19 protein-coding genes are annotated in these 25,845 nt (G+C 74.6%); 8 read left to right on the forward strand and 11 right to left on the reverse strand.

All coding sequences use genetic code 11. The annotated features are described in order from the left end of the window. Positions 1 to 174: 174 nt before the first annotated feature. From HCN08_RS26645 to HCN08_RS26655, 3 genes are all read left to right on the forward strand, one after another. A complete protein-coding gene (locus tag HCN08_RS26645) occupies positions 175 to 1,113 on the forward strand; it encodes an AMP-binding protein (RefSeq protein ID WP_240970469.1) in 939 nt (312 codons plus the stop codon). 289 nt (positions 1,114 to 1,402) lie between these two features. Then, positions 1,403 to 1,936, forward strand: coding sequence for a pyridoxamine 5'-phosphate oxidase family protein (locus tag HCN08_RS26650; protein WP_167985797.1), 534 nt, complete (start codon positions 1,403 to 1,405; stop codon positions 1,934 to 1,936). A 219-nt stretch (positions 1,937 to 2,155) separates the two neighbouring features. Beyond that, a complete protein-coding gene (locus HCN08_RS26655) occupies positions 2,156 to 2,710 on the forward strand; it encodes a GNAT family N-acetyltransferase (protein WP_167985798.1) in 555 nt (184 codons plus the stop codon). A 138-nt stretch (positions 2,711 to 2,848) separates the two neighbouring features. Here HCN08_RS26655 and HCN08_RS26660 read toward each other — a convergent pair whose 3' ends face one another. The 5 genes from HCN08_RS26660 to HCN08_RS26680 all read right to left on the reverse strand — a co-directional run bounded on the left by HCN08_RS26660 (position 2,849) and on the right by HCN08_RS26680 (position 7,535). Next, the gene (locus HCN08_RS26660; RefSeq protein WP_167985799.1) at positions 2,849 to 4,402 is read right to left on the reverse strand and encodes a CehA/McbA family metallohydrolase; all 1,554 of its coding nucleotides are present in this window, start codon (positions 4,400 to 4,402) and stop codon (positions 2,849 to 2,851) included. A gap of 173 nt (positions 4,403 to 4,575) precedes the next feature. Further along, complete coding sequence (locus tag HCN08_RS26665) at positions 4,576 to 5,349, reverse strand: histidine phosphatase family protein (protein WP_167985800.1); 774 nt, start codon at positions 5,347 to 5,349, stop codon at positions 4,576 to 4,578. 72 nt (positions 5,350 to 5,421) lie between these two features. After that, positions 5,422 to 5,868, reverse strand: a complete 447-nt coding sequence (locus HCN08_RS26670) for a VOC family protein (protein ID WP_322974689.1) — start codon at positions 5,866 to 5,868, stop codon at positions 5,422 to 5,424. Between the two features lie 88 nt (positions 5,869 to 5,956). Beyond that, positions 5,957 to 6,718 (reverse strand): SDR family oxidoreductase, encoded by a 762-nt coding sequence (locus tag HCN08_RS26675; protein WP_322974690.1) that lies wholly within the window; start codon positions 6,716 to 6,718, stop codon positions 5,957 to 5,959. A 136-nt stretch (positions 6,719 to 6,854) separates the two neighbouring features. Then, on the reverse strand, positions 6,855 to 7,535 hold the full coding sequence (locus HCN08_RS26680) for a TMEM175 family protein (RefSeq protein WP_322974691.1): 681 nt from the start codon (positions 7,533 to 7,535) through the stop codon (positions 6,855 to 6,857). A 276-nt stretch (positions 7,536 to 7,811) separates the two neighbouring features. On the opposite strand from HCN08_RS26680, the gene HCN08_RS26685 reads away from it, so the two are divergent. The 4 genes from HCN08_RS26685 (at position 7,812) to HCN08_RS26700 (ending at position 15,399) form a co-directional block, all read left to right on the forward strand. Continuing rightward, positions 7,812 to 10,391, forward strand: a complete 2,580-nt coding sequence (locus HCN08_RS26685) for a bifunctional FO biosynthesis protein CofGH (protein ID WP_167985804.1) — start codon at positions 7,812 to 7,814, stop codon at positions 10,389 to 10,391. 43 nt (positions 10,392 to 10,434) lie between these two features. Next, positions 10,435 to 12,678 carry a tetratricopeptide repeat protein gene (locus tag HCN08_RS26690; RefSeq protein WP_167985805.1) on the forward strand — a complete coding sequence of 748 codons (2,244 nt, stop codon included), beginning with the start codon at positions 10,435 to 10,437 and terminating at the stop codon, positions 12,676 to 12,678. A 141-nt stretch (positions 12,679 to 12,819) separates the two neighbouring features. Next, a complete protein-coding gene (locus HCN08_RS26695; RefSeq protein ID WP_167985828.1) occupies positions 12,820 to 14,052 on the forward strand; it encodes a phosphodiester glycosidase family protein in 1,233 nt (410 codons plus the stop codon). Between the two features lie 243 nt (positions 14,053 to 14,295). Continuing rightward, positions 14,296 to 15,399 carry an ADP-ribosylglycohydrolase family protein gene (locus tag HCN08_RS26700; RefSeq protein ID WP_206319263.1) on the forward strand — a complete coding sequence of 368 codons (1,104 nt, stop codon included), beginning with the start codon at positions 14,296 to 14,298 and terminating at the stop codon, positions 15,397 to 15,399. Here the strand turns inward: HCN08_RS26700 and HCN08_RS26705 are convergent. The 5 genes from HCN08_RS26705 to HCN08_RS26725 form a co-directional block, all read right to left on the reverse strand. Next, positions 15,384 to 16,919: a sodium:solute symporter family protein gene (locus HCN08_RS26705; protein WP_167985806.1), complete on the reverse strand. Its 1,536-nt coding sequence runs from the start codon at positions 16,917 to 16,919 to the stop codon at positions 15,384 to 15,386. The two genes, HCN08_RS26700 and HCN08_RS26705, sit on opposite strands and share 16 nt — an antisense overlap. Before the next feature lie 388 nt (positions 16,920 to 17,307). Further along, positions 17,308 to 18,543, reverse strand: a complete 1,236-nt coding sequence (locus tag HCN08_RS26710) for an aminotransferase-like domain-containing protein (protein WP_167985807.1) — start codon at positions 18,541 to 18,543, stop codon at positions 17,308 to 17,310. 258 nt (positions 18,544 to 18,801) lie between these two features. Further along, on the reverse strand, positions 18,802 to 19,011 hold the full coding sequence (locus HCN08_RS26715) for a DUF397 domain-containing protein (protein WP_167985808.1): 210 nt from the start codon (positions 19,009 to 19,011) through the stop codon (positions 18,802 to 18,804). A gap of 217 nt (positions 19,012 to 19,228) precedes the next feature. Continuing rightward, complete coding sequence (locus tag HCN08_RS26720) at positions 19,229 to 20,083, reverse strand: helix-turn-helix domain-containing protein (protein WP_167985809.1); 855 nt, start codon at positions 20,081 to 20,083, stop codon at positions 19,229 to 19,231. A gap of 489 nt (positions 20,084 to 20,572) precedes the next feature. Then, a complete protein-coding gene (locus HCN08_RS26725) occupies positions 20,573 to 21,274 on the reverse strand; it encodes a GOLPH3/VPS74 family protein (RefSeq protein WP_167985810.1) in 702 nt (233 codons plus the stop codon). A 765-nt stretch (positions 21,275 to 22,039) separates the two neighbouring features. Here HCN08_RS26725 and HCN08_RS36740 point away from each other — a divergent pair. After that, positions 22,040 to 24,022: a serine hydrolase gene (locus HCN08_RS36740; RefSeq protein ID WP_167985811.1), complete on the forward strand. Its 1,983-nt coding sequence runs from the start codon at positions 22,040 to 22,042 to the stop codon at positions 24,020 to 24,022. A 412-nt stretch (positions 24,023 to 24,434) separates the two neighbouring features. On the opposite strand, the gene HCN08_RS26735 is transcribed toward HCN08_RS36740, so the two are convergent. Further along, positions 24,435 to 25,631, reverse strand: a complete 1,197-nt coding sequence (locus HCN08_RS26735; RefSeq protein ID WP_167985812.1) for a winged helix DNA-binding domain-containing protein — start codon at positions 25,629 to 25,631, stop codon at positions 24,435 to 24,437. Positions 25,632 to 25,845 lie beyond the last annotated feature (214 nt).

The following is a 25,845-nucleotide window of genomic DNA, read 5'->3' on the forward strand; positions in this document are numbered from 1 at the left end:
CGGCGAAAGTTGGGCTGAATTTCCGATTCCGTCTGTGAGGACGCGGAGGCTGTGGTGTGTGGGGATGGTTCGTGCCGTGGGGCTTTCTGCGACAAGACGGGTAGCTGAGCGGCAATGTGCACGAAGTGTACGGAGCATGCGCGGGGTCCGCGCGGGACGGCCGGCGTCGTCGCGATGCCCGGTGAGAACCGTTGTGCGGCGGGCGAGTTCGTCCCCCTGGAGCCCCGGCCGGAGCCGGGGCGGCAGGCCCGACCGGAGTCCGGCGCGGGGTTCCTCGGCGAACTGCCGTCGTACGGGCCGCCGCGGGGTGCCCCGGCGCGGGAGAACACGGCGGTGAGCGGCGGCAGGCACAGCCGGCCACCGCGCCGGACCCGGCCGGGCAGCGGCGGCGGAGGCGGCGGCGCCCGCCGGATCAGCGGCGACGGCGCCGGGCTGCCCGGCCCGCTGCTGCGCCGGCGCGCCGAGCGGTACCCGACGCTGGTGCCCGCGCTGCCCTTCGACAGCCGGGCCGGCGCCGGCACGGCGGGCTGCAGCTTCGCCGAGCTCGACCGCCGCGCCCGGGCGATCGCCGCCCGCCTCGGCTCCCTGCTCAGCCCCGGCAGCCGGGTCCTCCTCGTCTACCCCGAGGGCCCGGACCTCGCCGGCGCGTTCTACGGCTGCTTGTACGCCGGCATGGCCGCGATCCCGCTCGTGCTGCCCACCCCCGGCGCGACCCACACCGTGCCGCGCGCGGTCCAGCGCTGCTCGCCCGACCTCGTGCTGACCGGCACGGACGGCTGGTACGCGCTCTCGGTCGACCGCCACCGCACCCAGGTGGTGGAGGCGGACGGCGTACGCGTCGCCGGCGAGCCTGTGTGGCGGCTGGCCCAGCAGTGGCGCCCGGTCGGCGTGCTGCGCGCCGCCCCCGCGTACCACCGCTACCACGACGACGGCCCGGCCGGCGGCCGGCTGGAGGCCGCCATGGACCACGGCGACCTCGCGGAGGTCCTCGGCGAACTCGCCCAGGCGGTGCGGCTGGGCACCGACGAGGAGAACATCGGCTGGATCGCGGCCGTCCACGGCCTGGAGGAAGCGGTCTGGCGCATCCTCCTGCCGGTCCGCGTGACGGGCTGACCGGCCGACCGGCCGAGCACCACCCCGGTACGGCCCGCGCGCGCACGACAGCGCACGGGCCGCGGGCCCCGGGGCCGCCGCACGGGGGGCGGTGGCCCCGGGAGCCCGCACACACCCCGCACCACCCCGCAGACACCGCGCACCCCGCACCCGGACGACCGCAGAGCGCGTGCGAGGAGCGGGAATACGTCCCGACGGGTGAAAACCCGGCGGCGGCCGACGAGTTCCGGCGCCGCGCGCGGTCTGTACCGCCGACGGAGAAATGGCCCTCGGCGGAAGGCGTGGCGCGATGGCGGATCTGGAGCCGGTCAAGACGGTGAACCTGGACCGGGTGGGGTACGGGACGCAGACGTTCCCGTGGAGCAGGGCGCGGGACCAGCTGGCGGTACGGCCGGAGCGGGTGGCGGCGCTGTCGTACTTCCTGGGGACGGTCGGCCCGCGGGGGATCCCGCACGCCGCCGGCGTGGGGGCGCTGTGGGACGACGGGGACTTCTACTTCACCAGCGGGCCGGGGACGCGCAAGTCCCGCAACCTCGAAGCCAACCCGGCGTGCACGCTCGCGGTGCGGCTCACGGACCTGGACGTGACGCTGACCGGGACGGCGCGGCGGGTCACCGAGCCCGCGGTGCTGGAGCGGATCGCCGCCGCGTACAACGAGCTGGGCTGGCCCGCGGAGGTCGCCGGGCACGCGATCACCGCGCCCTTCAGCGCCCCGAGCGCGGGGCCCCCGCCCTGGCACCTCTACCGCTTCGTCTTCACCACCGCGGTGGGCCTGGGCATCATGGCGCCGGAGGGCGCGACCCTTTGGCGCTTCGACCGGTGAGCGCGTCCGCCGGACCGCCGGACCGCCGGACCGCCGGACCGCCGGACCGCCGGACCGCCGGACCGCCGGACCGCCGGGCCGCCGGGCCGCCGGCAGGCCCCTGAGCAGGGCGGTCGCTGAGCAGGCGTCAGAAACACGCTGCCCAAAATGGCTGGTTCGGCTCCGCCCCCTGATGTTGACTGCCCTACGGCTCAGGCAGCGCGGCGACAAGGGGGCGGCATGGCACCGCGGTTCCGTACGGCAGGGCGCGGGGACGCGGAGGTGGTGGCGCGGCTGCACGCCGACAGCTGGCGGCGGCACTACCGGGGCGCCTACTCCGACGCCTACCTCGACGGCGACGTCGTGGCCGACCGGCTCGCCGTCTGGTCGCAGCGGCTCGCCGCGCCCGCCGGCACGGTCACGCTGCTCGCCCAGGACGGCACCGGCGACGCCCTCGGCTTTGTGCACCTCGTCCTCGACGACGACCCGGCCTGGGGCAGCCTCGTGGACAACCTGCACGTCACCGCCGCCCGGCAGCGTACGGGCGTGGGCCGCGCCCTGCTGCGCCGCGCGGCGGCCGAGGCGGTCGCCGGGGCGGCCTCCCCGGCGCTCTACCTGTGGGTGCTGGAGCAGAACACCGCCGCCCGGGCCTTCTACGCGGCGATGGGCGCGGCCCACGCCGGGACCGTGCCCGTCGGCCCGCCCGGCGGCGACCCCACCCGGCTGGTCGGCGCACCGGCGAAGCTGCGGATGTCCTGGCCCGACGCCTCGGCCTGCGCGGCACCGACCGCGTGAACGCGGCGGACGCGGCGCCGTAACGTCACGCCGCGAGCGTCACGCCGTGAACGTCACACCGTTGACGTCACCTCGCGAGCGTCCCCCGGGAAGGCGGCGGGCGCCCCGGCGCGCCCGCCACCCCCGAAGAACCTCAGCTCACCTGCGCCCGAGCCAGATCGGGTTGGTGATCGCCACCGCGGGACCGAGCAGCCCCGCGGGCGTCCCGGCGGGCGCCGGGTGGCGGACCTCCGCGCGGACGTACGCGGCAAGCGACGCGGTGGTCTGCCAGGTCACCGTGCCGGACGCCGGGAGCGCGGCGGCGAAGACCTGGCCCTCGTCGGAGACGAGGCGCAGCAGCGCGTCCGCGGGCACCCCGGAGACCGTGAGGGACACCGTCACCTGCGCGTTCAACGCCACCTGGAGCCGTTCGCCGATGCCGGCGTGCTCGCCGCGCGGGCCCACCGCGGTGAAGCTCAGCTGCACGTCGGCGTTCTCCGCGATCCAGGAGCGGCCGGCGCGGATGCCGTCCTGCAGCGCCTTGCGGTTGAGGCCCTCGGCCAGGACGACGGTCTGCGGCAGGCCCACGACGTCGGGGTCGCGGTGGGCGTCGGAGTTGCCCATGGCCGGGATCCAGTGGCCGTCGCCGCGCCGCACCGCGCCGGTGAGCAGGTTGTCCCAGGTGAACAGGGACGCCTCGTCGTCGGTGGTCCAGGGGCCGTTCCACACCTCGATGGCGTCGACGTTGTCGTAGCCGAACTTCCACTGGCTGGCCAGGCTCGTACCGTACGGGTGGGCAGGCACGACGATGCCGCCGGCGCGGCGGATCTGCCGGGCGAAGCCGTCGAAGGCGTCGTCGCGCGCCCGGTAGCGCCAGTCGACGAACTCGCCGCCGTCCAGGCCGATGGCCAGGTAGTGGCCGTTGCGGGTGGTGATCTCCTCACCGGTGAGGATCAGCAGGTCGTCGCCGGCCAGCGGGCCCAGCTGCGGGTGGGCGGAACTGGTGTTGTGGTCGCTGGAGTTGATGAAGTCCAGCTTCGCGGCCCGGGCGAGCGCCGCCAGGTCCTCCAGCGTGCGCTTGCCGTCGGAGTGCACGGTGTGCAGGTGGCAGTCGCCGCGGTACCAGCCGCGCCCGCGGCCCTTGACCTGCTCCGGCGGGTAGTCCGGCTTCGGCGTGCGTCCGCGCTCGCCGGGCGTGAGCGTCACCGTCACCGAGTAGTCCAGCCCCTGCGGCGCCACGGTGTACGGGCCGAGGACCACGTACCAGGTGCCCGCCTCGACGGGGCCGGCCAGGTAGCCCGGCGTCGACTCCTCCGCGCTGATCGCGAACTCGGTCCTGGCGCCGCCCGACCAGCCGCGGAAGCCGCGCCCGCCGAGCCCGGTGCCGCGCTGGTCGAAGATGCCGATGTCGCACGCGTTGCCGAGCGTGCCGGCCGGCACGGCGGGGCGGTCGTAGGTGTACGACACCGCGATCTGCCGGATGCCGTGCGGCACTTGCACCGGCAGGTACACGAAGTCCGCGACCCCGGTGGGCAGATGGCCGGTGACGGTCCTCGTCAGGTCCCCGCCCGGGCCCGAGGGCGAGGGCGCGGCCGTGGTCGCGCCGGACGGGCCGGCCGGGTCGTCGGCTGCGGCGAAGTCCACGGGCGCCAGCGTGATCACACCGGCCGCACCCGCCACAGCGGAAAGCTTCAGTACGTCGCGTCGATCCATGCCCCCACCGTCACCCCTCCGCATGACGCCCGTGTGGCCGCGAGGCGTCCGCCGCCGACAGGAACGGTGTCCTCCCCGCCACCCGTCCGGGCCCTGCGACCCGCGGCCCGTCCGGCCGTACGGGCCTCACCGCGGATCTCACCGCGGGCCTCACCACGTGCCTCAGCACGGCCTCACCGCGGCGCCTCCCGCTCCAGATGCCCGGTGCCGCCCCATTCCGTCAGGTGCAGCCGGCGGCCGTCACCGGTCCAGCGCGAGACCGACGCGTTCGGCACCGGCGGCAGCCCGTCCGGGACCGGCGCCCCGACGCCCTCGACGACGAACCGCACGCCGGCGACGACCGCGTCGTGCGCGACCAGCAGCACGCGCCCGCCCGGCAGCGTACGGTCCAGCTCGGTCAGGAAGTCCCGCACCCGCAGGGCGACATCGGCCGTCGACTCGCCGCCCGGCGGCCGGTACGCCCAGTCGCCCAGCAGTTCGCGGCGCGCCGACTCGCGCGGGTCACGGGCTCGCAGGGCCGGTGGCGGATGCAGCTCGAAGACGCCCATCTCCCGGTCCCGCAGCCGCTCGTCGACGAGCACCGGCGGCACCGCGGCGCCCAGCCGAGCGGCCGTCCGCGCCATGACCGCCCATGTCTCGCGGGCCCGCCGGTAGGTGGAGCAGATCGCCATCTGCGGCTGGTCCGCCGCGCCGAGCCCGGCGAACCACCGGCCGAGCGCGCCGGCCTGGCGCACGCCGAGCAGGGACAGCCCGACCTCGGCGTCACTGCCGGGCATCGGCTCGGTCGCGCCGGTCCCGACCGCCTCGGCGAAGGCGACGTTCGCGGTGCTCTCGCCGTGCCGTACGACGGTGACACCGCCGAGCGCGAAGGGCGCGCCGAGGCCGCCCGGGGCGCGCTTGGGCGGCGGCTCGGGCACTTCCACGGGGCCCTCCATGGACTCCTCCATGGACTCATTCCTCCCCACCGGCCGCCTCCGTCACTCCCGTTGCCGCCGCGGCCATGCGCACCGACCGCGCCCTCACGGGTCCACGCGGCCCGGGAGGCGGGTGGTGATCTCCTGCACGAACCAGCCGTTGCCGTCCGGGTCGTCGAAGGACAGGAAGGAGCCGTAGCTGGTGCCCTCCGGGTCGGCCCCGGGCAGCCGCTCGCCGGTGCCGCCGTGGTGGAAGACGCCGGTGGAGTCGTGGAAGACCTCGCTGGGCTCCGCGCCGCGCCGGGCCAACTCCTCGCGGGCGGCCTCGATGTCGTCGACGACGAGCTGGAGGCCCTGCGCGGAGCCGGGCTGCTGGTTGGTCACGCAGGTGCCCAGGACGATCGAGGCGGCCGAGCCCGGCGGGGTGAACTGCACGACCCGGTAGTCCTCGTCGGGGCTGACGTCGGCGTCCAGCCGCCAGCCGAGCCGGCCGTAGAAGTCCTTGGCCCGCTCCACGTCGGACACCGGGACCACGGTGACTTCGAGTTTCATGTGCATGGCGGCGTCTCCATCCGTACGGCTACGGCTACGGCTGCGGGCCCGGGGCCCGGTCCTGAACGCGGGCCGGGCGCGGGGGAGTTCAGGCCGGGACGAGTTGCTGGCCCCCGTCGATGTCGTACGTCGCCCCGGTGAGCGCCTCGTTGAGCATCAGGTGCACCGCGAGCGCGCCGACGTCCTCGGGCCCGACCACCCGCCCGATCGGCAGCGTCCTGCGCAACTCCTCGCGCCGGGCTTCGAGTTGCCCGCCCAGCAGCGAGGCCGACAGCGGGGTGTCGACGAAGCCGGCGGCGATGAGGTTGATCCGCACCGGCGCGATCTCCAGCGCCAGGTTCGCGGTGAGCGCCGGCATCGCCGCGGTGACGGCGCCCATCACCTCCATCCCCGGCGCGGGCCGCCGCCCGCCGGTGCCGCCGACGAAGAGCACGGTCCCGCCGGGCCGCAGGACGTCGCGGGCCGCCCGGGCGACCGCCAGCATCGTCGCGACCCGGTTGCCGAAGTCGTGGCCCGCCTCGGCGAGGTCCAGCTCGTCCAGCGGGGTGTACGCCGGGCTGCCGGCCGTGACCAGCACATGGTCGACGATGCCGGGCAGCTCGCGCAGGAAGGACTCCAGGCGCTCCGGGTCCTGCGCGTCGAAGGCTGCCGTGCCCACCGCGCCGACCTCGCCGGCCGCCCGCTCCAGCCGGTCGGCGTTGCGTGCGACCAGCACCACGTCGCCGCCGGCCGCCCGTACCTGCCGCGCGGTCTCCAGGCCCATGCCGGTGCTGCCGCCGACGAGCACGACGGTCTGCCCGGCCAGGGCCCCGCCGGCAGCCGCCCGCCGCTCCGCGATCCCGCTCGCCACACGCATCACCGCCCGCCCAGCCGACTCGGCGCCTGAATGTTCAGTATTGCACCCGTTTGGGGGCATCGCAGCGGCACGACCACCACCTGCCAGAACCCGCGCCCCGCCGCCTCACGCCGGCCGCCTCGCCGCCGCCTCACGCCCCCGCCGTCTCCCGCCCGCCCGGCAGCCCCTCGCTCGTCGCGAAATAGAAAGCCGGCAGCAGCGCGAACCCCACCAGTGCGATCAGCGGCGTGACCAGCCACCCCAGGAAGCCGACCAGGCAGTACACCAGCGCCCCCAGCGCCGAGCGGATGATGCCGTGCGTGACGTACGCCGGCTCCACCCCGCTCTCCAGCAGCCCCGGGCAGACATGCAGCCGGTAGTACAGCACCACCCAGCTCAGGCACAGCGCCGCCGCGATCCCGGCGTAGAGCGCGACCGCCACCCGCGCGTCCCGGCCCGCCACGTCGGCCTGCACCGCGTCGGCGACGACGTCGGTGGGGAAGGCGAGCACCGCCGTCGTGAACAGCACGAAGAGGTTCGCCGCGTGCAGGCCCCGGTTCATCACCCGGATCCGCACGAACGCCTGGTGGTGGTTGAGCCAGATCACCGCGATGTAGCTGAAGGACGCGATGTAGCCCAGATACGCCGGCCACTGCCGGGCGAGCGCCCGCCCCAGGCCGCCGGGCCGGTGCGGCGGGGCGAGCAGCCCGATCACCAGGATCGTCGCCGCGATCGAGAAGACCCCGTCGCTGAACGCCTCGGCCCGCGCCGTCTCGGCACGGTGGAACCGCGAGCTCCCCGCCGAGGGCTGCACCGAAAAGGGGCGGAACACAGCTGTCCTCCCGGCTTGTGAAGGGGCGTCACCCTTGCGGTGGTTCGTGCGCCCACCGTACGGTCCCGGCCGCCGCACCGGGCGCGGGAAACGCGGGAGCCGCCCGTACGCCCTTCCGCCGCGCCGCAGCCGCCCCCGCGGCCATCCCCGCCGGCGTCCCGCACCGCCGCCCCCGCGCATATTCCCGCCCGGCCGCCCCGGACCAGGTGAGAAAGCCGACAGCGCCACCGGGTGACGTGCCCCTCCGAAGCCGGGCCCGCGACCTATGCTCGGGGGATGAGCTCGACCCCGCCGCCCACCGCAAGTGCCATGCGCCGCGCCCTGCACCGCGCCGAGGAAGGCGTCGCCCTCGACACCGGGGAGGCCGCCGTGCTGCTCCAGGCGCGCGGCGCGGACCTGGAACGGCTGACCGGGACGGCCGCCCGGATCCGGGACGCGGGACTGGCCGAGGCCGGCCGGCCGGGCGTCATCACGTACTCCCGCAAGGTCTTCATACCGCTCACGCGGCTGTGCCGGGACACCTGCCACTACTGCACCTTCGTCACCGTCCCCGGCAAGCTGCGCCGGGCCGGGCACGGCATGTACCTCTCGCCGGACGAGGTGCTGGACATCGCCCGCCGCGGCGCCGAAATGGGCTGCAAGGAGGCGCTGTTCACGCTCGGCGACCGGCCCGAGGACCGCTGGCCCGAGGCCCGCGAGTGGCTGGACGCGCACGGCTACGACGACACGCTCGCGTATGTGCGCGCCATGGCGATCCGGGTGCTGGAGGAGACCGGCCTGCTGCCGCACCTCAACCCCGGTGTGCTGAGCTGGACCGACCTGCAGCGGCTCAAGCCGGTGGCGCCGTCCATGGGCATGATGCTGGAGACCACCGCGACCCGCCTGTGGTCCGAGCGCGGCGGCCCGCACTACGGCTCCCCGGACAAGGAACCGGCCGTCCGGCTGCGGGTGCTGGAGGACGCCGGCCGCTCCAACGTGCCCTTCACCACCGGCATCCTCATCGGCATCGGCGAGACGTACGAGGAGCGCGCCGACGCGCTGTTCGCGATCCGCCGCACCGCCCGCCGCTACCACGGCGTGCAGGAGGTCATCGTCCAGAACTTCCGCGCCAAGCCCGACACGGCGATGCGCGGCATGCCGGACGCCGAACTGGAGGAACTGGCCGCGGCGATCGCCGTCGCCCGGCTCGTGCTGGGCCCGGCCGCCCGCATCCAGGCGCCGCCCAACCTCGTCGACGGCGAGTACGCCCGCTTCATCGCCGCCGGCATCGACGACTGGGGCGGCGTCTCCCCGCTCACCCCGGACCACGTCAACCCCGAGCGCCCCTGGCCGCAGATCGACGACCTCGCCGCCCGCACCCGCGAGGCCGGCTTCGCGCTGCGTGAACGCCTCACCATCTACCCGGAGTTCGTCCGCCGCGGCGAACCCTGGCTGGACCCGCGGCTGCTGCCGCACGTCACCGCGCTCGCCGACCCGCACACCGGCCTGGCGCGCGAGGACGCGACCGTGACCGGCCGCCCCTGGCAGGAGCCGGACGACGCCTTCCCGGCCGCCGGCGGCCGTACCGACCTGCACCGCACCATCGACACCGAGGGCCGCACCGCCGACCGCCGCGACGACTTCGACGAGGTCTACGGGGACTGGGCCGAACTGCGCGAGCAGGCCGCGCCCGGCATGGTCCCCGACCGGGTCGACGCCGACGTGCGCGACGCGCTGTCCACCGCCGCCGACGACCCCACCAAGCTCAGCGACGCGCAGGCCCTCGCCCTGCTGCACGCCGACGGGCCGGCCCTGGACGCGCTGTGCCGGATCGCCGACGACCTGCGCCGCGACGTCGTCGGCGACGACGTCACCTACGTCGTCACGCGCAACATCAACTTCACCAACGTCTGCTACACCGGCTGCCGTTTCTGCGCCTTCGCGCAGCGCCGCACCGACGCCGACGCCTACACCCTGTCCATGGACCAGGTCGCCGACCGCGTCCAGCAGGCGTGGGACGTCGGCGCGACCGAGGTGTGCATGCAGGGCGGCATCCACCCCGACCTGCCCGGCACCGCCTACTTCGACATCGCCCGTGCGGTCAAGGCCCGGGTGCCCGGCATGCACCTGCACGCCTTCTCGCCCATGGAGGTCGTCAACGGCGCGACCCGCACCGGCATGTCGATCCGCGACTGGCTGACCGCCGCGAAGGAGGCGGGCCTGGACTCCATCCCCGGCACCGCCGCCGAGATCCTCGACGACGAGGTCCGCTGGGTCCTCACCAAGGGCAAGCTCCCCACCGCCACCTGGATCGAAGTCGTCACCACCGCCCACGAGTTGGGCATCCGCTCGTCGTCCACCATGATGTACGGCCACGTGGACCAGCCCCACCACTGGCTCGGCCACCTGCGGTTGCTCGCCGAGATCCAGCAACGCACCGGCGGATTCACCGAGTTCGTGACGCTGCCCTTCATCCACACCAACGCGCCGGTCTACCTCGCCGGCATCGCCCGCCCCGGCCCGACCGCCCGCGACAACCGCGCGGTCACCGCCATGGCCCGGCTGCTGCTGCACCCGCACATCCCCAACATCCAGACCAGCTGGGTGAAACTCGGCACCGACGGCGCCGCCGAGATGCTCCGCTCGGGCGCCAACGACGTCGGCGGCACGCTCATGGAGGAGACCATCTCCCGCATGGCGGGCTCGGCTTACGGCTCCTACCGCTCCATCCGCGACCTGGTCGCCATCGCCGAGGCCGCCGGACGCCCCGCCCGGCAGCGCAGCACGCTGTACGGTGAAGTGCCCGCCGAGCGCGTCGCGGCCGGTCTCGCCTCCGACGGGCACCTGCCGGAGCTGCTGCCCGTGCTGGGGGACTGAACACCTGCCGCACCGGCCGACCGGCGAAGGGGGCACCCGGGGCATGAACGGCGAGCCGCTGTCGATGCAGGAGCGGCTGCGCCGCCGCAGGAGCGGCGGATTCGTCGGCCGGCAGGCCGAGTTGGCGGTCTTCGCCGGCAATCTCGCGACGACCCCCGACGACCCCGCCCACCAGTTCCTCTTCCACGTCCACGGCCCCGGCGGCGTCGGCAAGACCACGCTGCTCGACCAGTGGCAGGCCGCCGCCCGCGCCCGCGGCGCGCTCGTCGCGGCGGTCGGCGAGAACGCCGGCACCGTGCCCGCCGCGATGGCGGAGATCGCCGGCCGGCTCGCCGAACAGGGCCGCCCCCTCAAGGCGTTCGAGCGGCTGCTCGCCGTCTACCAGCAGCGCCGCCAGGAGGCCGACGCGGCGCTCGCCGCCGACCCGCAGCCGTCGATGGCCGGCACGGTGGCCGCGCAGGCCGGGCTCGCCGGGCTCGGCCTGCTGCCCGGTGTGGGCGCGCTGGCCGGCGCCATGGACCCGAACCAACTGGCCCTGGGCGTCGACCGGTTACGTGCCCTGCTCAGCGCCCGCTTCCGCGACGAGCAGGACGTCCGGCTGGTCCTCGACCCGGTCGCCGTCCTCAGCCCGGTCCTCACCGCCGACCTCGCCTCCGCCGCCGCCCGCGCGCCCTGGCTCACCCTGTTCTTCGACACCTACGAGCGCACCGGCCCCGCCCTGGACGGCTGGCTGCGCGACCTGCTCGTCCTCGGCCGGCACGGCGACCTGCCCGGCAACGTCGTCGTCGTCCTCGCCGGGCAGGGCGACCTCGACCCCGCCGTGTGGGCCGACCACCTCGACCTGGTCACCCGGGTGCCGCTCGGGCCGTTCACCGACGCCGAGGCGCGGCAGCTGCTCGCCGCCAAGGGCGTCACCGACGAGGCCGTCGTCGCCGCGGTGCTGCGGCTCACCGGGGGCCTGCCGGTGCTGGTCGGCGCGCTCGCCGCGACCCGCCCCGCCGGGCCCGACGCGGTCGGCGACCCGGCCGACACCGCCGTCGAGCGCTTCCTGAAGTGGGAGGCCGACCCCGCCGCCCGCGCCGCCGCGCTCGCCGCCGCCCTCCCGCTGCACCTGGACGAGGACGTCTACCGGCTCGCCGTCGCCGACGACGCCCCCGGCGCCGCCGACCGCTACGACTGGCTGCGCGGCCTGCCCTTCGTCACCGAGCACGCCGGCCGGGCCCGCTACCACGACGTCGTCCGCACCCAGATGCTGCGGCTGCGCCGCACCCGCGCCCCGCAGCGCTGGCGCGAGCAGCACGAACGCCTCGCCGCCGGCTACGGCCGCTGGCGCGAGCGCACCGAAGGCGGCCGGGGCGTCGGGGAGTTGTGGGCCGACCCCGGCTGGCGCGACCACCGGCTGCACGAGACGTACCACGAGCTGTGCGCCGACCCGCGCACCGCGCTGCCCGGCGCCCTGCCGCACCTCGCCCGGGCCTGCACCGCCGGGCCCGAGACCGCCCGCCGCTGGGTGCGCATGCTCACCGACGCCGCCGACGACGCCGACGCCCCGGAGCTGGGCGCGCTCGCGCGGGCGCTGCGGGAGGTCTACGGCGAGCGGCCCGGGACCGTACCCGCGCCCGAGGCCGGGCTCGCCGCCCGGGCGCTCACCGTGCTGCTGGAGCGCGGCGGCCAGGACCGCGACCGGCGGGCGCTGATGTACGCGGTACGCGCCTGGGCGCACCGGCAGGCCGGCGACCCGCTCGCCGCCCTCGCCGACTACGACCGCGCCGAGCACCTGGGCCTGCGGAGCTTCCTGCTGTACTCCGGCCGCGGCGACACCGCCTGGACGGCCGGCGACCCGGCCCGTGCCGTCGCCGACTACACCGCCGCGCTCGCCGCGGAACCCGGGCACCCGCGCGCGGCGCACATCCGTACCCAGCTCGGCGGCGCGCTCATGGTCACCGGGTGGTACACCGACGCGGTGCTGGAGCTGGACACCGTCGTCGAGGCGGACCCCACCGACATCCGGGCCCGCGACTACCGCGCCATGGTGCTGCTGCACCTGCGGCGGCCCGCCGAGGCGCTGATCGACGTCGAGGCGTGCATGGCCGTCAGCGATACCCCCGAGCTCGGCCACCGCATCCTGCGCGCGGTCGCGCATCTGGAGCTCGGCCATCGCACCGAGGCCGCCGCCGACCTCGACGCGCTGCTGGCGAACCCCGCGGCGGTCCTGGCGTGGGCCGAGGCGCTCGGCCCCTACGCCGAGACCCCCGACGCCGTCCGGCCGGCGCCGCGCGAGGTCTGAACACCCCCTGCCCGCACGGAACTTCACGACGCCGTCATCCGGTGTCGGCGCCCGCGTGCCCGGGGAGTGATGGAGTCGGGCCGACGACAGAGGCGGATGAGACGGAACGAGACGGAACAATACGGAGGGGACATGCGTGACATGAGGCGACGCCGGTTCGGCACGGGCGCGGCGGCACTGGCGCTCGCGGCGGTGGGCGCGCTCGCCGGCGCGGGCGGCGCGCGGGCCGCGGCCGGACCGGTGACGTACAGTCAGAGCGAGCGGCTGGCGCACGGCGTGGAGTATCAGGAGATCACCGTGGCCGCCGCGGCCGGCACCGTCCACGGCCACGTCGTGACGGTGGACCTGCGCGACCCGCGGGTCCGCGTCGACCTGCTCACCCCGGGCGCCGTCGCGGCAAGGGCAGCGGTGTCGCAACTGGCGGACTCGCGCGGGGCGGTCGCCGCCGTCAACGGGGACTTCTTCGACATCGACGAGAGCCAGCACCCCGGCGTCACCGCGACCGGCTCCTCCGTGGGACCGGAGATCGCCGCCGGCCGGGCGCTGAAGGCCGCGGTGCCGGACGCCCAGCGCTTTGGCCCCGCCCTGCCCAAGGGCGAGACGACGCAGGACGTCCTCGGCGTCGGCGCCGACCGCCGCGCCCGGCTCGACACGCTCACCCTGCGCGGGCAGGTGCGCACGGCCGCGGGCACGTACCCGCTCGGCGGCCTCGACCAGTACGCGCTGCCCGTCGGCGGCATCGGCGCGTACACCGCCGACTGGGGGACGACCTCCCGGCAGCGCGCGGTGTGCGGAAGCGACACCTCCCGCGCGGCCGGGTGCAGCACCGACACCTACGAGGTCGCGGTACGCGCCGGGCACGTCGTGTCCACCGCCGGCGCGCCGGGTACGGGCCAGGTCCCGCGCGGCACGACGGTGCTGCTCGGCCGGGACGCCGGCGCGGACACCCTGCGTACGCTCAAGGTCGGCGACCGGGTCCGGGTCGAGGAGCACCTGGCGGCGGCCGGCAGCCGCGTCCCGTACGCCTTCGCCGTCGGCGGCTTCCCGGTGCTGCGCGCCGGCGCCCCGCTCGCCGGGCTCGACGACAAGACCGCGGCGACCCGCAGCGCGGCCGGCTTCGGCGACGGCGGCCGTACGCTGCGGCTGCTCGCGCTCGACGGCAGCGCCGAATCCGACGCGGGGCTGACGGTCGCCGAACTGGCCACCGTGATGGCCGAGTTGGGCTGCGACAACGCCGTCAACCTGGACGGCGGCGGCTCCACCACCCTGGTCACCCGCGCGCCGGGCGCGCCCGGGGCGACCGTACGCAACCACCCGACGGGCGGGGCGGAGCGTCCCGTGGCCAACGCGATCGGCGTCCTCTCCGTGCGCTGAGCCGTCCGGCGGGCCCGCGCCCGAGCCCCACCCGGGCCGGCACCCGAGCCCGCGCCGAGCCCCCGCCCGAGCGCCTGTGAACGCGCCGGAGCGCGCTCCGGGGAGATATCCCGCCATCCCCCCGGAGCCGCACCTTCCGGGACAACCCGTATCAACCTCGCGCCCCTCTTCCGCTCCTGGTTACGTCGGCTATCGTGCAGCCCCAGAACGGATCCGATCGGGGGCAGATCGAAGGGGACCGCCTTGACCGCTGTCTGGGGACGCGCGCAGCAGCAGGACTTCCGCAGCCGCGTCCGGGGCTGCCTGCTCGGCGGGGCCATCGGCGACGCGCTGGGCGCGGGCGTGGAGTTCGAGTCCCTGCAGGCGATCCAGTCCGCCCACGGCCCGGACGGCGTCGTCGACTACGTGCCCGCCTACGGCAGGCGCGGCGCGGTCACCGACGACACGCAGATGACGCTCTTCACCGTCGAGGGCCTGATACGCGCCCAGGTCCGCCGGGACACCGGCGCCTGGCACCCGCCCACCGACGTCCACCGCGCCTACCGCCGCTGGTCGGCCACGCAGAGCGAGTGGGGCCCCGACGAGCGCCGCAAGGACGCCGGCTGGCTGGCCCGCGAGGAGTGGCTCTACGCGCGCAGGGCCCCCGGCAACGCGTGCCTGAGCGGCCTGGCCGACGACCGCATGGGCACCCTGGAGGAGCCCAAGAACCCCGGCTCCAAGGGCTGCGGCACCGTCATGCGCTCGGCGCCCTTCGGGCTGCTCGTCGGCTGGGAGCCGCAACTGGTCTTCCAGCTCGCGGTGGAGTGCGCCGCGCAGACCCACGGCCACCCCACCGGGCAGCTCGCCGCGGGCGCGTTCGCCGTCATCATCCACGGCCTGGCGCGCGGCGAGGCGCTGGACGGCTCCGTGCAGCACGCCCTGGCGCTGCTCGGCGCCCGCCCCGGCCACCAGGAGACCACCGACGCCCTGCAGAGCGCCCTGGGCGCCGTCCGGCAGGGGCTGCCCTCGCCGCAGCGCGTGGAGGCGCTGGGCGAGGGCTGGACGGCCGAGGAGGCGCTGGCGATCGGCGTCTATTGCGCGCTGGTCGCCGAGGACGTCCGGCACGGGCTGCTGCTCGCCGTCAACCACTCCGGCGACAGCGACTCCACCGGCTCGGTGTGCGGGAACCTGCTGGGCGTCCAGCACGGCGAGACCGCGCTGCCGCCCGCGTGGATCGCCGAGCTGGAGGGCCGGGCGACGATCCTCCAGCTCGCCGACGACTTCGCCATGGAGATGACGCAGGCGCCCGCCCTGCACGGCCCCGCGGGCGCCAGCCCGGCATGGCTGGACCGCTACCCGGCGGCGTGAGCCACCGCAACCGCCGCCGGCGCCTCCTCCTCGGAGTTGATCGCGGCGATCACCGCGTCCCGCTCCGGGGTGTCCTCGGGCCTGATCCACCCCACCGCCACGTACAGCACCAGCGAGACCGCCAGCGGCAGCGCGATCTGGTACTCCAGGTTCACCCCGCCCGAAACGGCGTCGTTGATGGGGTAGTTGACCAGGTAGAAGGCGAAGAGCCCGAGCGCCCAGCTGGTGAGCGCCGCGGTCGGTCCCGAGCGGCGGAAGCGCGGCAGCAGGCCGAGCATGAACGGGATCGCGATCGGCCCCATGAGCCCGGCCACCCACTTGATCACGACGGTGATGATGTCCTTGAACGTCGGCGAGTTCACCTGCGTCGCCACCGCCATCGACAGCCCCAGGAAGGCCAGCGTCGTCACCCGCGCCGCGATCAGCCCGACCCGCGCGGTCCATTGCCGCGCCTGCCGCGAGAAGGCGGGCGCGATGTCCCGCGTGACGACGGCCGCGATGGCGTTGGCGTCCGAGGAGCACATGGCCATCGTGTGCGAGAAGAAGCCCACCACGACCAGCCCCAACAGCCCGTGCGGCAGCAGCTGTTCGGTGAGCAGCGCGTAGGAGTCCGAGCCGTCCGGCTTCTTCGCGTGCACCAATAGCGGCGAGACCCACATCGGGAAGAACAGCACGACCGGCCACACGAACCACAGCGCCGACGACAGCGCGGCCCCGCGCGTGGCCTCCTTCGCCGAGCCCGTCGCCATGTACCGCTGGGCCTGGTTCCACATGCCGCCGTTGTACTCGAAGGTCTTGATGAACAGGTACGAGATCAGGAAGACCGTCGTGTACGGGCCCGCGGTCGGGTGGCCGTGGTGGCGCAGCGCCGGCTCGTCCCACACGTTCCAGATGCCGCTGATCCCGCCGATCTTGCCGAGCGCGGCGACCAGCATCGCCAGCCCCGCCACCAACTGGATGACGAACTGGCCCAGTTCGGTGAGCGCGTCGGCCCACAGCCCGCCGACCGTGCAGTAGACCGCGGTGATCGCGCCGGTGATGACGATGCCCTGGGTGAGGGTCACGCCGGTGAACACCGACAGCAGGGTGGCGATCGCGGCCCACTTCGCGCCGACGTCCACGATCTTCAGCAGCACGCCGGACCACGCGAGTGCCTGCTGCGTGGTCAGGTTGTAGCGGGTCCTGAGGTATTCCAGCGGCGAGGCGACATGCAGCCTGGCCCGTACCCGGTTCAGCCGCGGCGCGAAGGTCTTCGCGCCGATCGCGACACCCACGGCAATGGGCAGCGCCCAGGTGACGTAGGAGGTGACGCCGTACTGGTAGGAGATGCCGGCGTAGCCGGTGAACATCACCGCGCTGTAGCCCGACATGTGGTGCGAGATGCCGGACAGCCACCACGGCATCCGCCCGCCCGCGGTGAAGTAGTCGCCGACGTCGCCGACCCGTCTGTGCGACCACACGCCGATCGCCACCATCACACCGAAGTACGCGATGAGCACGGTCCAGTCGAGACTGTTCATCGTCCCCTCCAGGGGTCCGCCTTGTGAACGGGAGGGCACTTCGCTGCGACACGTCACCGGGCGGTGCGCCCCCGTGCGGGAGTGGGGACTTGGGGGATTGAACCGTTGCCGCGGAGCGGCGGTCAAGGGATTCGACGTTCACGAGTCTGAATCCAGGTCAACAAGACGAACGATTTTACGTTCTCTTTGCCTGTGGTGGCATTGTGATGCCCATGACCGCCCGCCGACCATGAGCGGGCACTTCGCTGCACGCGGGCAGGACGGGACCACGGGCCAAGGGCCACGGGACCACGCGGCGACCCGCGCGGGACCGACGACGCAGCGCCGTACGGGAGCGGGTCCCGTACGGCACGGAAGGGGGCGCGCGGCGCGCGGGCCGCGGGGACGGTCAGCCGAAGGCGGGCGCCAGCCGGCGCAGCCCCTCGGCGATCTCCTCGGGCGTGTGCGTGGTGAACGACATCCGCAGCGTCGCCGGATCGGGCGCCGCCGCGTAGAAGGGTGCGCCCGGCACATAGGCCACGTCGTGGGCGATCGCGGCCCGCAGCCGGCGCGTCGCGTCGTAGCCGTCGGGCAGCCGCACCCACACGAACATCCCGCCCTCGGGGCGGTTCCACGTGCTGCCGGCCGGCAGCGCCGCGGGCAGCCCCGCCAGCAGCGCGTCCCGGCGCGCCCGGTAGGCCGTACGCACCCGGTCCAGATGCACGTCGAGGTCGTGGTCGGCGAGGTAGCGCGCCGCGGCGGCCTGGTCGACGGCCGACGTATGAAGGTCCGCCGCCTGCTTGGCGATCACGCACGGCCGCCGCAGCGCCTCGGGCGCCCGCAGCCAGCCCAGCCGCATGCCGGGCGCCATGACCTTCGAGAAGCTGCCCAGCAGCGCCGTACGGTCGCCCGCGGCCTCGTACGAGCTGATCCACGGCCCCCGCTCGCCCTCGAAGCGCAGCTCGCCGTACGGGTCGTCCTCGGCGATCCACAGGCCGTGCCGGCCGGCCACCGACGCGACCGCGCGCCGGCGGGCGGCGGGCATCGTGCGGCCGGTCGGGTTCTGGAACTCCGGGATGAGGTAGAGCAGCTTGGGCCGCTCGCGCAGCACCAGCTCCTCCAGCGCGTCCGGCAGCACGCCGTCGGCGTCGGTCGGCACCGGCACGACGCGGGCGCCCGTGAAGCCGAAGCACTGCAGGGCCGCCAGATACGTCGGGTTCTCCACCAGGACGACGTCGCCGGGCTCCAGCAGCGCCGTCGCCAGCAGCGTGAGGCCCTGCTGCGAACCGCCGGTCACGACGAGGTCGTCGGGCCCGGTCGCGAGGCCGCGCGCGCTCAGCCGGGCCGCCACCACTTGGCGCAGCTGCGGGTCGCCCTCGGTCGTGGCGTATTGCAGGACGGTGCGCGGGCGCTCGGCCAGCACGCGGTCGAAGGCCGCCCGCAGGCCGGCCGCGTCGAAGAGCTCGGGGGCGGGGAGGCCGCCGGCGAACGAGATGACCTCGGGGCGGGCGGTGAGCGCCAGGATCTCCCGGACCGGCGAGGCGCCCACGTCCCGTGCGCGCGCGGCGAGCCGGGGCAGGGCGGCGGCGTCTGCCTCTGCGTCGGCATCGGCGGGGGAGGACGGGGCGGCGGCGGTCGGCGTCATGGCGGAAGCCTACGAAGTGTCGTTGTAATGTCCAGGTACTTTTCACGATCCGGTCGCCGGCGGGCCCGCGAAAAGCAGCGAGCCCTCTCGGCCAGGACGGCGGCCGGTCGAGAGGGCTCTGTCGGTGGTGCTGTGCTCACGTGCTGCTGAGCTGCTGTGCTCATATGTTGCTGAGCTGCTGCCCACGTACTGAGGTGCTGAGGTGCTGAACTGCGTTGTGTGCGTGGTGCGGTGGTGCGGTGGCGCTGTGCCTGCGGATCAGCGGAGGTCGAACGCGCCGTGGTCGACGTCGGTGACGAAGGACGACCATGCCTCGGGGGAGAAGGTGAGGACGGGGCCCTGGGGGTCCTTGGAGTCGCGGACCACCACGGCCACGGCGGCCGGGGACTTCACTTCGACGCAGGCACCGTTGCCGGTGGACCGCGAGGACTTCCGCCACTCGGGGGTGCTGCCCAGCTTGATTGCCATCTCTGCTCCGGTCTGTGCTGGTGACGGCGGCGGGGTGTACTCCGCTTCGTGATGGAGCTGTGGAGAGGAGGTGTACACCACTGCCTGACTGCGTTCGACGCTACTCGCCGACATCACCGGCAGCGGGAGTCCTTCACCCGACCAGGTGGCATATTCCTTGCAACCCTTGCCAGTTGCGTAGCCCAACCTGTACCGTGCGCGCCTTCAGCAAGCGGAGTCAGACATACCGCTCGGCCGCCTCGCCGATGAACTGCCGGGTCGCCTCGGCGCTGAGCGCCTGTGCCCGCAGGTGCTCGTACATCACGCTGTACGCCTGCACGTCGGTGTCCTTCTCCAGGTAGAGGTCGCTGTTGACGCCCTCCAGATACACCACGGTCGCGTCCGTCGCGTCGGTGAACTCCAGCACCGCGAACTGCCCGCTGAGCCCCGGGTGGGCGCCCGCGTCGAACGGCAGCACCTGCACCGTCACATGCGGCAGATGGCTCAACTGCACCAGTCTGTCGAGCTGTTCGCGCATGATCTCGGCGCTGCCGACCCTGCGGCACAGCGCGGCCTCGTCCACCACCGCCCACAGCCGCAGCGGCGCGTCGGGATCGGTGATGCGCTCCTGGCGCCGCATCCGGACGCTGACCCGCTTGTCGACCTGCTCCGGTGTCGCCTCCGGGAGGTTGCCCGCGATCATCGCCGCCGCGTAGGCCGGGGTCTGCAACAGCCCCGGCACGACCTGCGGTTCGAAGACCCGCAGGCTCGCCGCCTCCGTCTCCAGGCCGATGTAGACGCTGTACGGGATGTCGCCGAAGGCGTGCCACCAGCCCTGCTGGCGCGACTCCTTGGCCATCTGCATCAGCGAGTCGACGATGCGCATGTCCTCGACGCCGTACACCCCGCACAGATCGCGTACATCGCGCTGGCTGATGCTGCGGCGGCCGTTCTCCAAGCGGCTGATCTTGGACTGGGAGACCAGGAGCCGGGCCGCGACCTCCTCGGCCGTCATCCCCTTCTCCTCGCGGAGCTTGCGCAGCTCCGAACCCAACCGGCGGCGCCTGACGGTGGGGTTGACGTTGGCGACCACAGGGACTGCACCTCCACGCTGAACCGTACTGATGGTCAGCAGCCTGCCACTAGCGGTCATCACCGCGCTGGCGAATGGTCGTAACAAGCTTGCCCGGCCCCTGCGCCGGGGCGCGCGGATCGCCCTCGCGCGCCCCCGCGGAGCGGAAAAACGTACCGCGCGGGGCACCGGGCCCGGACGTGTGTCCGGCACCCGGCATCCCGCGCGGTACAGCGGCTCCCGGAGGGGATCTGCGCCGCGGACGGCACCGGTGCACCCGGTGCGCGGTACCCGGACCCTGCCGTCGGGCACCGCAGCCGCCCTTGCGTCGTTACGTGGTGCGTAGGGGTGTTGCTCGGTCGTACGGAGGTGCGTGCGGTGGTGCGTGGCCCAGCCGGCGGGCTCGGCGTGCTCGCGGTCCTCGGCGTGCTCGGTGTGCCTGGTGTACGTGGTGTACCTGGTGTGCTCGATGTGCTCGGCGTGCTCGGTGTACGTGGTCGGCGCTGTACGTCAGCGGGCCCCGGCCCTGGCCATCGTGCCGTGCCCCACCGTGCGCTGGGCCTGGGCCGGTGGCCGCTTGGGCTGCGCGGCCACACCGTTCTGCACGTCCATGACGGCGTGCGCGACGAGACCGCCCATCGGGTCGTATCTGATCAGGTCCCGCAGGCGCGATCGGGACGACCGCCCCTCGTTGCCCGGATAGAGGTGCTTGCCGAGCCCCACGGAGTGGGCGAGCGCGGCGAGCGCCGCGGTCCGCGGGTCCGGCGGTACGCCGGTGCGGATCGCGCTGTCCAGCCGGGCTCTGATGTCCCTGCTGACCGCGCTGTCGGTCGCCTGATACCGGGTGGTCGGCAGCACCCCGCACATCTGACCCGGCACGGCGTGCACCATGCCGCACCGCTCCAGGTGCGCGAGGTACGTCTGGCGCAGCCCCAGCCGGGGCCCGCCGATCCAGTGGACCGCCCGCACCGGAGAGCCGCGACGGCGCAGCAGCTCCAGGGCGGAGTCCAGAGTCGGATCTCCAGTCGGCCGTGGGTGCACCACGGCGATACGATCCCCGTCAGGGGCTATCCGTCCGGCCAGAGCCAGCTCGACGAGCTGCGCTCCGGCGAGGCCGAGGTCGAGTGACTGCGGCTGCGCCGTGGTCCCGGTCGTCGGGTCCAGGGCGAGCAGCAACAACTCTTCCGGAATTGTTCTGCGGCTCTTGCCCATCCATGCCTCCCCGCGTGGATGAATGACAGGGTGACGCCTCTCACACCGGCCTGTCGAGAGCGCCTTTTCCATATCTGCGGGAACCGGCTGGTATGTCGTTCTCGTCTACGGAGGCGGCGCTGGTGTCGCAGACGGGCCGCGGGTCGGTTGCGGGGACCATGTCGGATGTGGGTCATGACGGGGCGGGGCGCCATCGCGCGCCCCGCGTGATGCGTGGAGGAGGTCTGCGTGGCGGGCGAGTCCCCCGGCAGGGAGAAGCAGCACGGAATGTCGGGGGAGGGAGCCGCGCCGCAGGCCGCGGATCCGAGGCTGGTGGTGTTCGGGACGCCCGCTGTGGCCCGTGGGGCGTCAGTGGCGGGCCCCTCGCCCGTACGGCCGCCCGCCGGGCCCGCCGCGGGCGGCCGGGACGCCGCCGCGGATTCGTCCGAACTGCCCGGCTCCGGCGGCGCCGGCCGGTCCTCCGCGGCGTCCAGCGCAGTGTCCGGTGCGGATACGCCGGGCGACGTAGCCGTCGTGGACGCCACTGACGCGGTGCTTACGCCGCAGGTGCCTGCGGAGCCCGCGGACGGCTCCGGGGAGGGCGGGAAAACGGAACCAAATCGTGATCCGGCGCCTGGGGCTGATGAGGCGGACGAGGCTGCTGATGCGGCTGAGGTGAGTGAACGTTCAACCCGTGAGGCGGAGGAGCCGGCTCCGGCGCCGCCCCAGGACGCCCCGGCGGAGGACCCGGCGGACGCGCCGCCGGGTGAGCGGGGGCGCACTCCGGTGGCGCAAACGGGCGCCCGGACGGCGGGCAACCGGGCGGGTGAGTCTGCTGAGGGCGCTGAGGGCGCTGAGGGCTCGGGGGGCTCGGGGGCGGCTTCGGAGGGCGAGCCGCCCGCCGAGGAGCCGGCGGATGCGCCGCCGGGCACGGACACCGGGCCCGAGGGCGAGCACGAGGCGGACGCCGGGCCCGAGGACGGCGCCGGTGCCGTATCGGCTGCCGGGTCGCGTAACGGCGCCAAGGGCAAGCCGGGCGCTCAGGACAAGCCCGGCACCAAGGGCAAGCCCGTCACGAAGGCCGAGTCCGGCGACAAGGGCGAGCCCGTCACCAAGGCGGAGTCCGGCACCAAGGACAAGCCCGGCGCCAAGGATGAGCCGCGCGCTGCGGCGGGCGGCAAGGCCGCGTCCGCCCCGGCCTCGGAGGTCGAGGACTCGGGGGTGCACCGCGCCGAGATCCGCAAATCGCTGCTGCGCCCCCTCGTCTCGGACCTGCCCGCCGAACGCCCCGACGCTGCCGCGCCCGGCCGCCCGGTGGGCCGTACCGGCACGCCCGCCGCCGGCGCGACGCCCGGCTGGGCGGCACCGCTGCCGCCGCTCGCGGCCCCCGACGGCCCCGACGCCCAGGGCGCCGAGGTCGCGGACGACCCGTTCGGCCCCGAGGGCACCCGGCGCATCCAGGCGCCCCAGGTGCTGCCGCCGGGCTCCGGTCACACCGGCTCGACCCCGCTCAAGCTGCTCGCCGAGCTGACCAACACGCCGCCGCCCCGCCCGACCCTCCTGCGCGGCATCCTGCGCCGGTTCAAGATCTGGACCCCGCTGGTCGTCCTGCTCGCGGTGATCTTCGTCATCGTCCAGGCGGTGCGCCCGGTGCCGACGCCCACGCTGAAGTCGACGGCGGCGTCCTCGTACTCCTTCCCCGGCACCCCCCTGCCCCAGACGATGCCGTGGCCCACGCAGGGCCAGTCCGTCGCCGAGGTCGAGGGCGTCGGCTCGCTCGGCGTGCACGGCGCGCAGACCCCCGTGCCGATCGCGAGCGTCACCAAGGTCATGACGGCGTACGTCGTCCTGAAGGACCATCCGCTGACCGGTAAGCAGAACGGTCCGATCATCACCGTCGACAAGCAGGCCGCGGACGAGTCCGCGTCCACCGACGAGTCGACCGCGCACGTGACGCAGGGCCAGCAGTTCAGCGAGCGCCAGATGCTGCAACTGCTCCTGGTGCCGTCCGGCAACAACATCGCCCGCCTGCTGGCGCGTTGGGACGCCGGTACGCAGGAGGCGTTCGTCGCGAAGATGACGGCGACCGCGCGCACGCTGGGCATGACGCAGACCACGTACACCGGGGCGAGCGGCTTCGAGGAGACGACGGTGAGCACGGCCGTCGACCAGCTCAAGCTGGCCCGCGCGGTCATGCAGAACGAGGTCTTCCGGTCGGTCGTGGCGCTCGCCAACGTCGACATCCCCGGCGTCGGCCGGATCTACAACAACAACAACGACCTGGTGAAGCCCGGCGTCATCGGCATCAAGACCGGGTCGAGCACCCCGGCGGGCGGCGCGCTGATGTGGGCGGCGCGCAAGAACGTCGGCGGCAAGGACCAGTTGATCCTCGGCGTCGTCCTCCAGCAGCGCGGTGGCGTCACCGTCAACGACAGCCTCCAGACCGCCCTCGACCGCGCCCAGCAGCTCATCGAGTCCGTCCAGCACGGCCTGACCTCGGCGACGGTCGTCAAGAAGGGCACGGTGGTCGGCGCGATCGACGACGGCCTCGGCGGCTCCACCCCCGTCATCGCCGCCGCCGACCTCACCACCCCCGGCTGGCCCGGCCTTCACACCCCCCTCACCCTGACCCCCTCCCACGACCTCCCCCACTCCGCCAAGGCCGGCACCCAGGTCGGCACCCTCTCCCTGGGCCCCACCACCATCCCCGTCACCCTCCAGTCCGACCTGAAGTCCCCTTCCTTCACGGCCAAACTGACCCACTTCTGACCCCCACGAAGAGCCCCTCCCCGCATCTAGGGGGGAGGGGCTCCCCCCTGGGGGCCCTTGCCCCCGCACCGGCGCCCCGGAGCCCCCACCCAGGGGCGCGAGGAACTGCGCGCTCAGCCGCAGCGCAAGGGACGATCCCCCGACAACATCAAGGGGCACCCCGTAGGCAAAGGGGCGCGAGGAACTGCGCGCTCAGCCGCAGCGCAACGGACGATCCGGCGACGGCATCAAGGGGCAGCCTGTAGGCAAAGGGGCGCGAGGAACTGCGCGCCAAGCCACGATCCGGCGGACGATCCCCCGCCGGCATGAAGGGGCACCCCGGCGGCAAAGGGGCGCGAGGAACTGCGCGCTCAGCCACAGCGCAACGGACGATCCCCCGACAACATCAAGGCGCACCCCGTAGGCCCCACCCTCAAAGCGAAAGCTCGCGCTCGAGCGGCGTGCGAAACCTCGGCGTCACCCGGGCGGAGCCCATTGCTGAGCCCAACACCGCAGCCGCAGCCCCCGTCGCCTCGGCAACTTGCGCCCCGCGATCGGCGAGCAGCCGCCACACCACCGCCCCGTCAGCCCGTTGCGCCCAGCCCCCGACGACCTCCCCGCCCCACCACACCGTCGGCCCGATGTTCCCGGAGCGGTCGAACAACCGCTCCGACCCCTCCGGCAGGAACCACCCCCGCTCCCGCCACCCCATGGCCAACGGGTCCAGCGCCGGCAGCAGCGCAACCTCCGGCGCGGGCGCCGAACCCCCCACAACCTCCGCCGTGTCGCCCGCGGCCACATACCCCGTCACCCCACCCCCGAGCTCGACCTCCTCCGCGCCCGCGGCCTTCAGCGCCGCCCGCGTATCGCCCAGCGTCCACCCCGTCCACCACTTCACGTCCGCCTCCGTCCCGGGCCCGTACGCGGCCAGCCACGCCCTCACCAGCTCCGCCCGCGCCGCAGCGCCCGGCACCTCGGGCAGCGGCTCCGCGTTCGCCCACCGGAACTGCCCGCTGACCCACGACCCCGCGGGCCGCCGCCGCTCGATGCGCCCCTCCGCCGCCATCGTCCGGATGATCCTGCTCGCGACGTTCTGCGTCGCCTCATACGGCTTGCCCCGCGCCACGACGACCTGCTCCCGCAGCCTCGGCACCAGCTTCGACAGCTCCGCCCCGCTGCTCTCCGGCCGCCCGTCCAGCGCCGCCACGACCTCCGCCTCGACCTCGTCGAGCCACGCCTCGTCCCAGCCGCCGCCGTCCCGCAGGAAAACCAGCAGCTCTTTGCGCAGCCGCGCCGCGACCGCGCGCCCCGCGGCTGCGTAAACCTGCGGAGCGAAACTCCGCTCGACGACGAACATCGTGCGGCGCATCGCGAGCATCCGGGTGAGCGTCGCCGGCTGCCCGTAGAGCGCCATGTCCAGCAAGGGCACCGCCTGCGCCGGGTCCTTCAGCCGCGCGGCCACCGACAAGTACACCGTCGCCGGGTCCGTCGCGTGCAGCGCGACCAGCTGCCGTACGACCTCCTCCGCCCCGCCCGCACCCCCGCCGTGCTCGCCGCCACCCCGCAGCAGCCGGGCCGCCGCCCGTACCCGCCGTTCCTCCGCCGAAACCCGCCGCCGTACGTTCGCCATGGCCTCATCCTGCCCGGATCCGGCCCGGCCGCGTACGCCGGCGGGGGCGCCCCCCCCCCCCGCCCCCCCCCCCCGCCCCCCCCCCCCCCCCCGCCCCCCCCCCCCCCCCCCCCCCCCCCGCCGCCCCCCCCGCCGCCCGCCTGCGGTTGCGGCGGCGGACAACGCCCTGGGCGCCCCCGCGGCCCCCCCCGGACCCCGGGTGTGCGCGCCCCCC

Origin of the sequence: Actinacidiphila epipremni (genome assembly GCF_012034175.1) — a bacterium.
Taxonomy (GTDB): Bacteria; Actinomycetota; Actinomycetes; order Streptomycetales; family Streptomycetaceae; genus Actinacidiphila; species Actinacidiphila epipremni.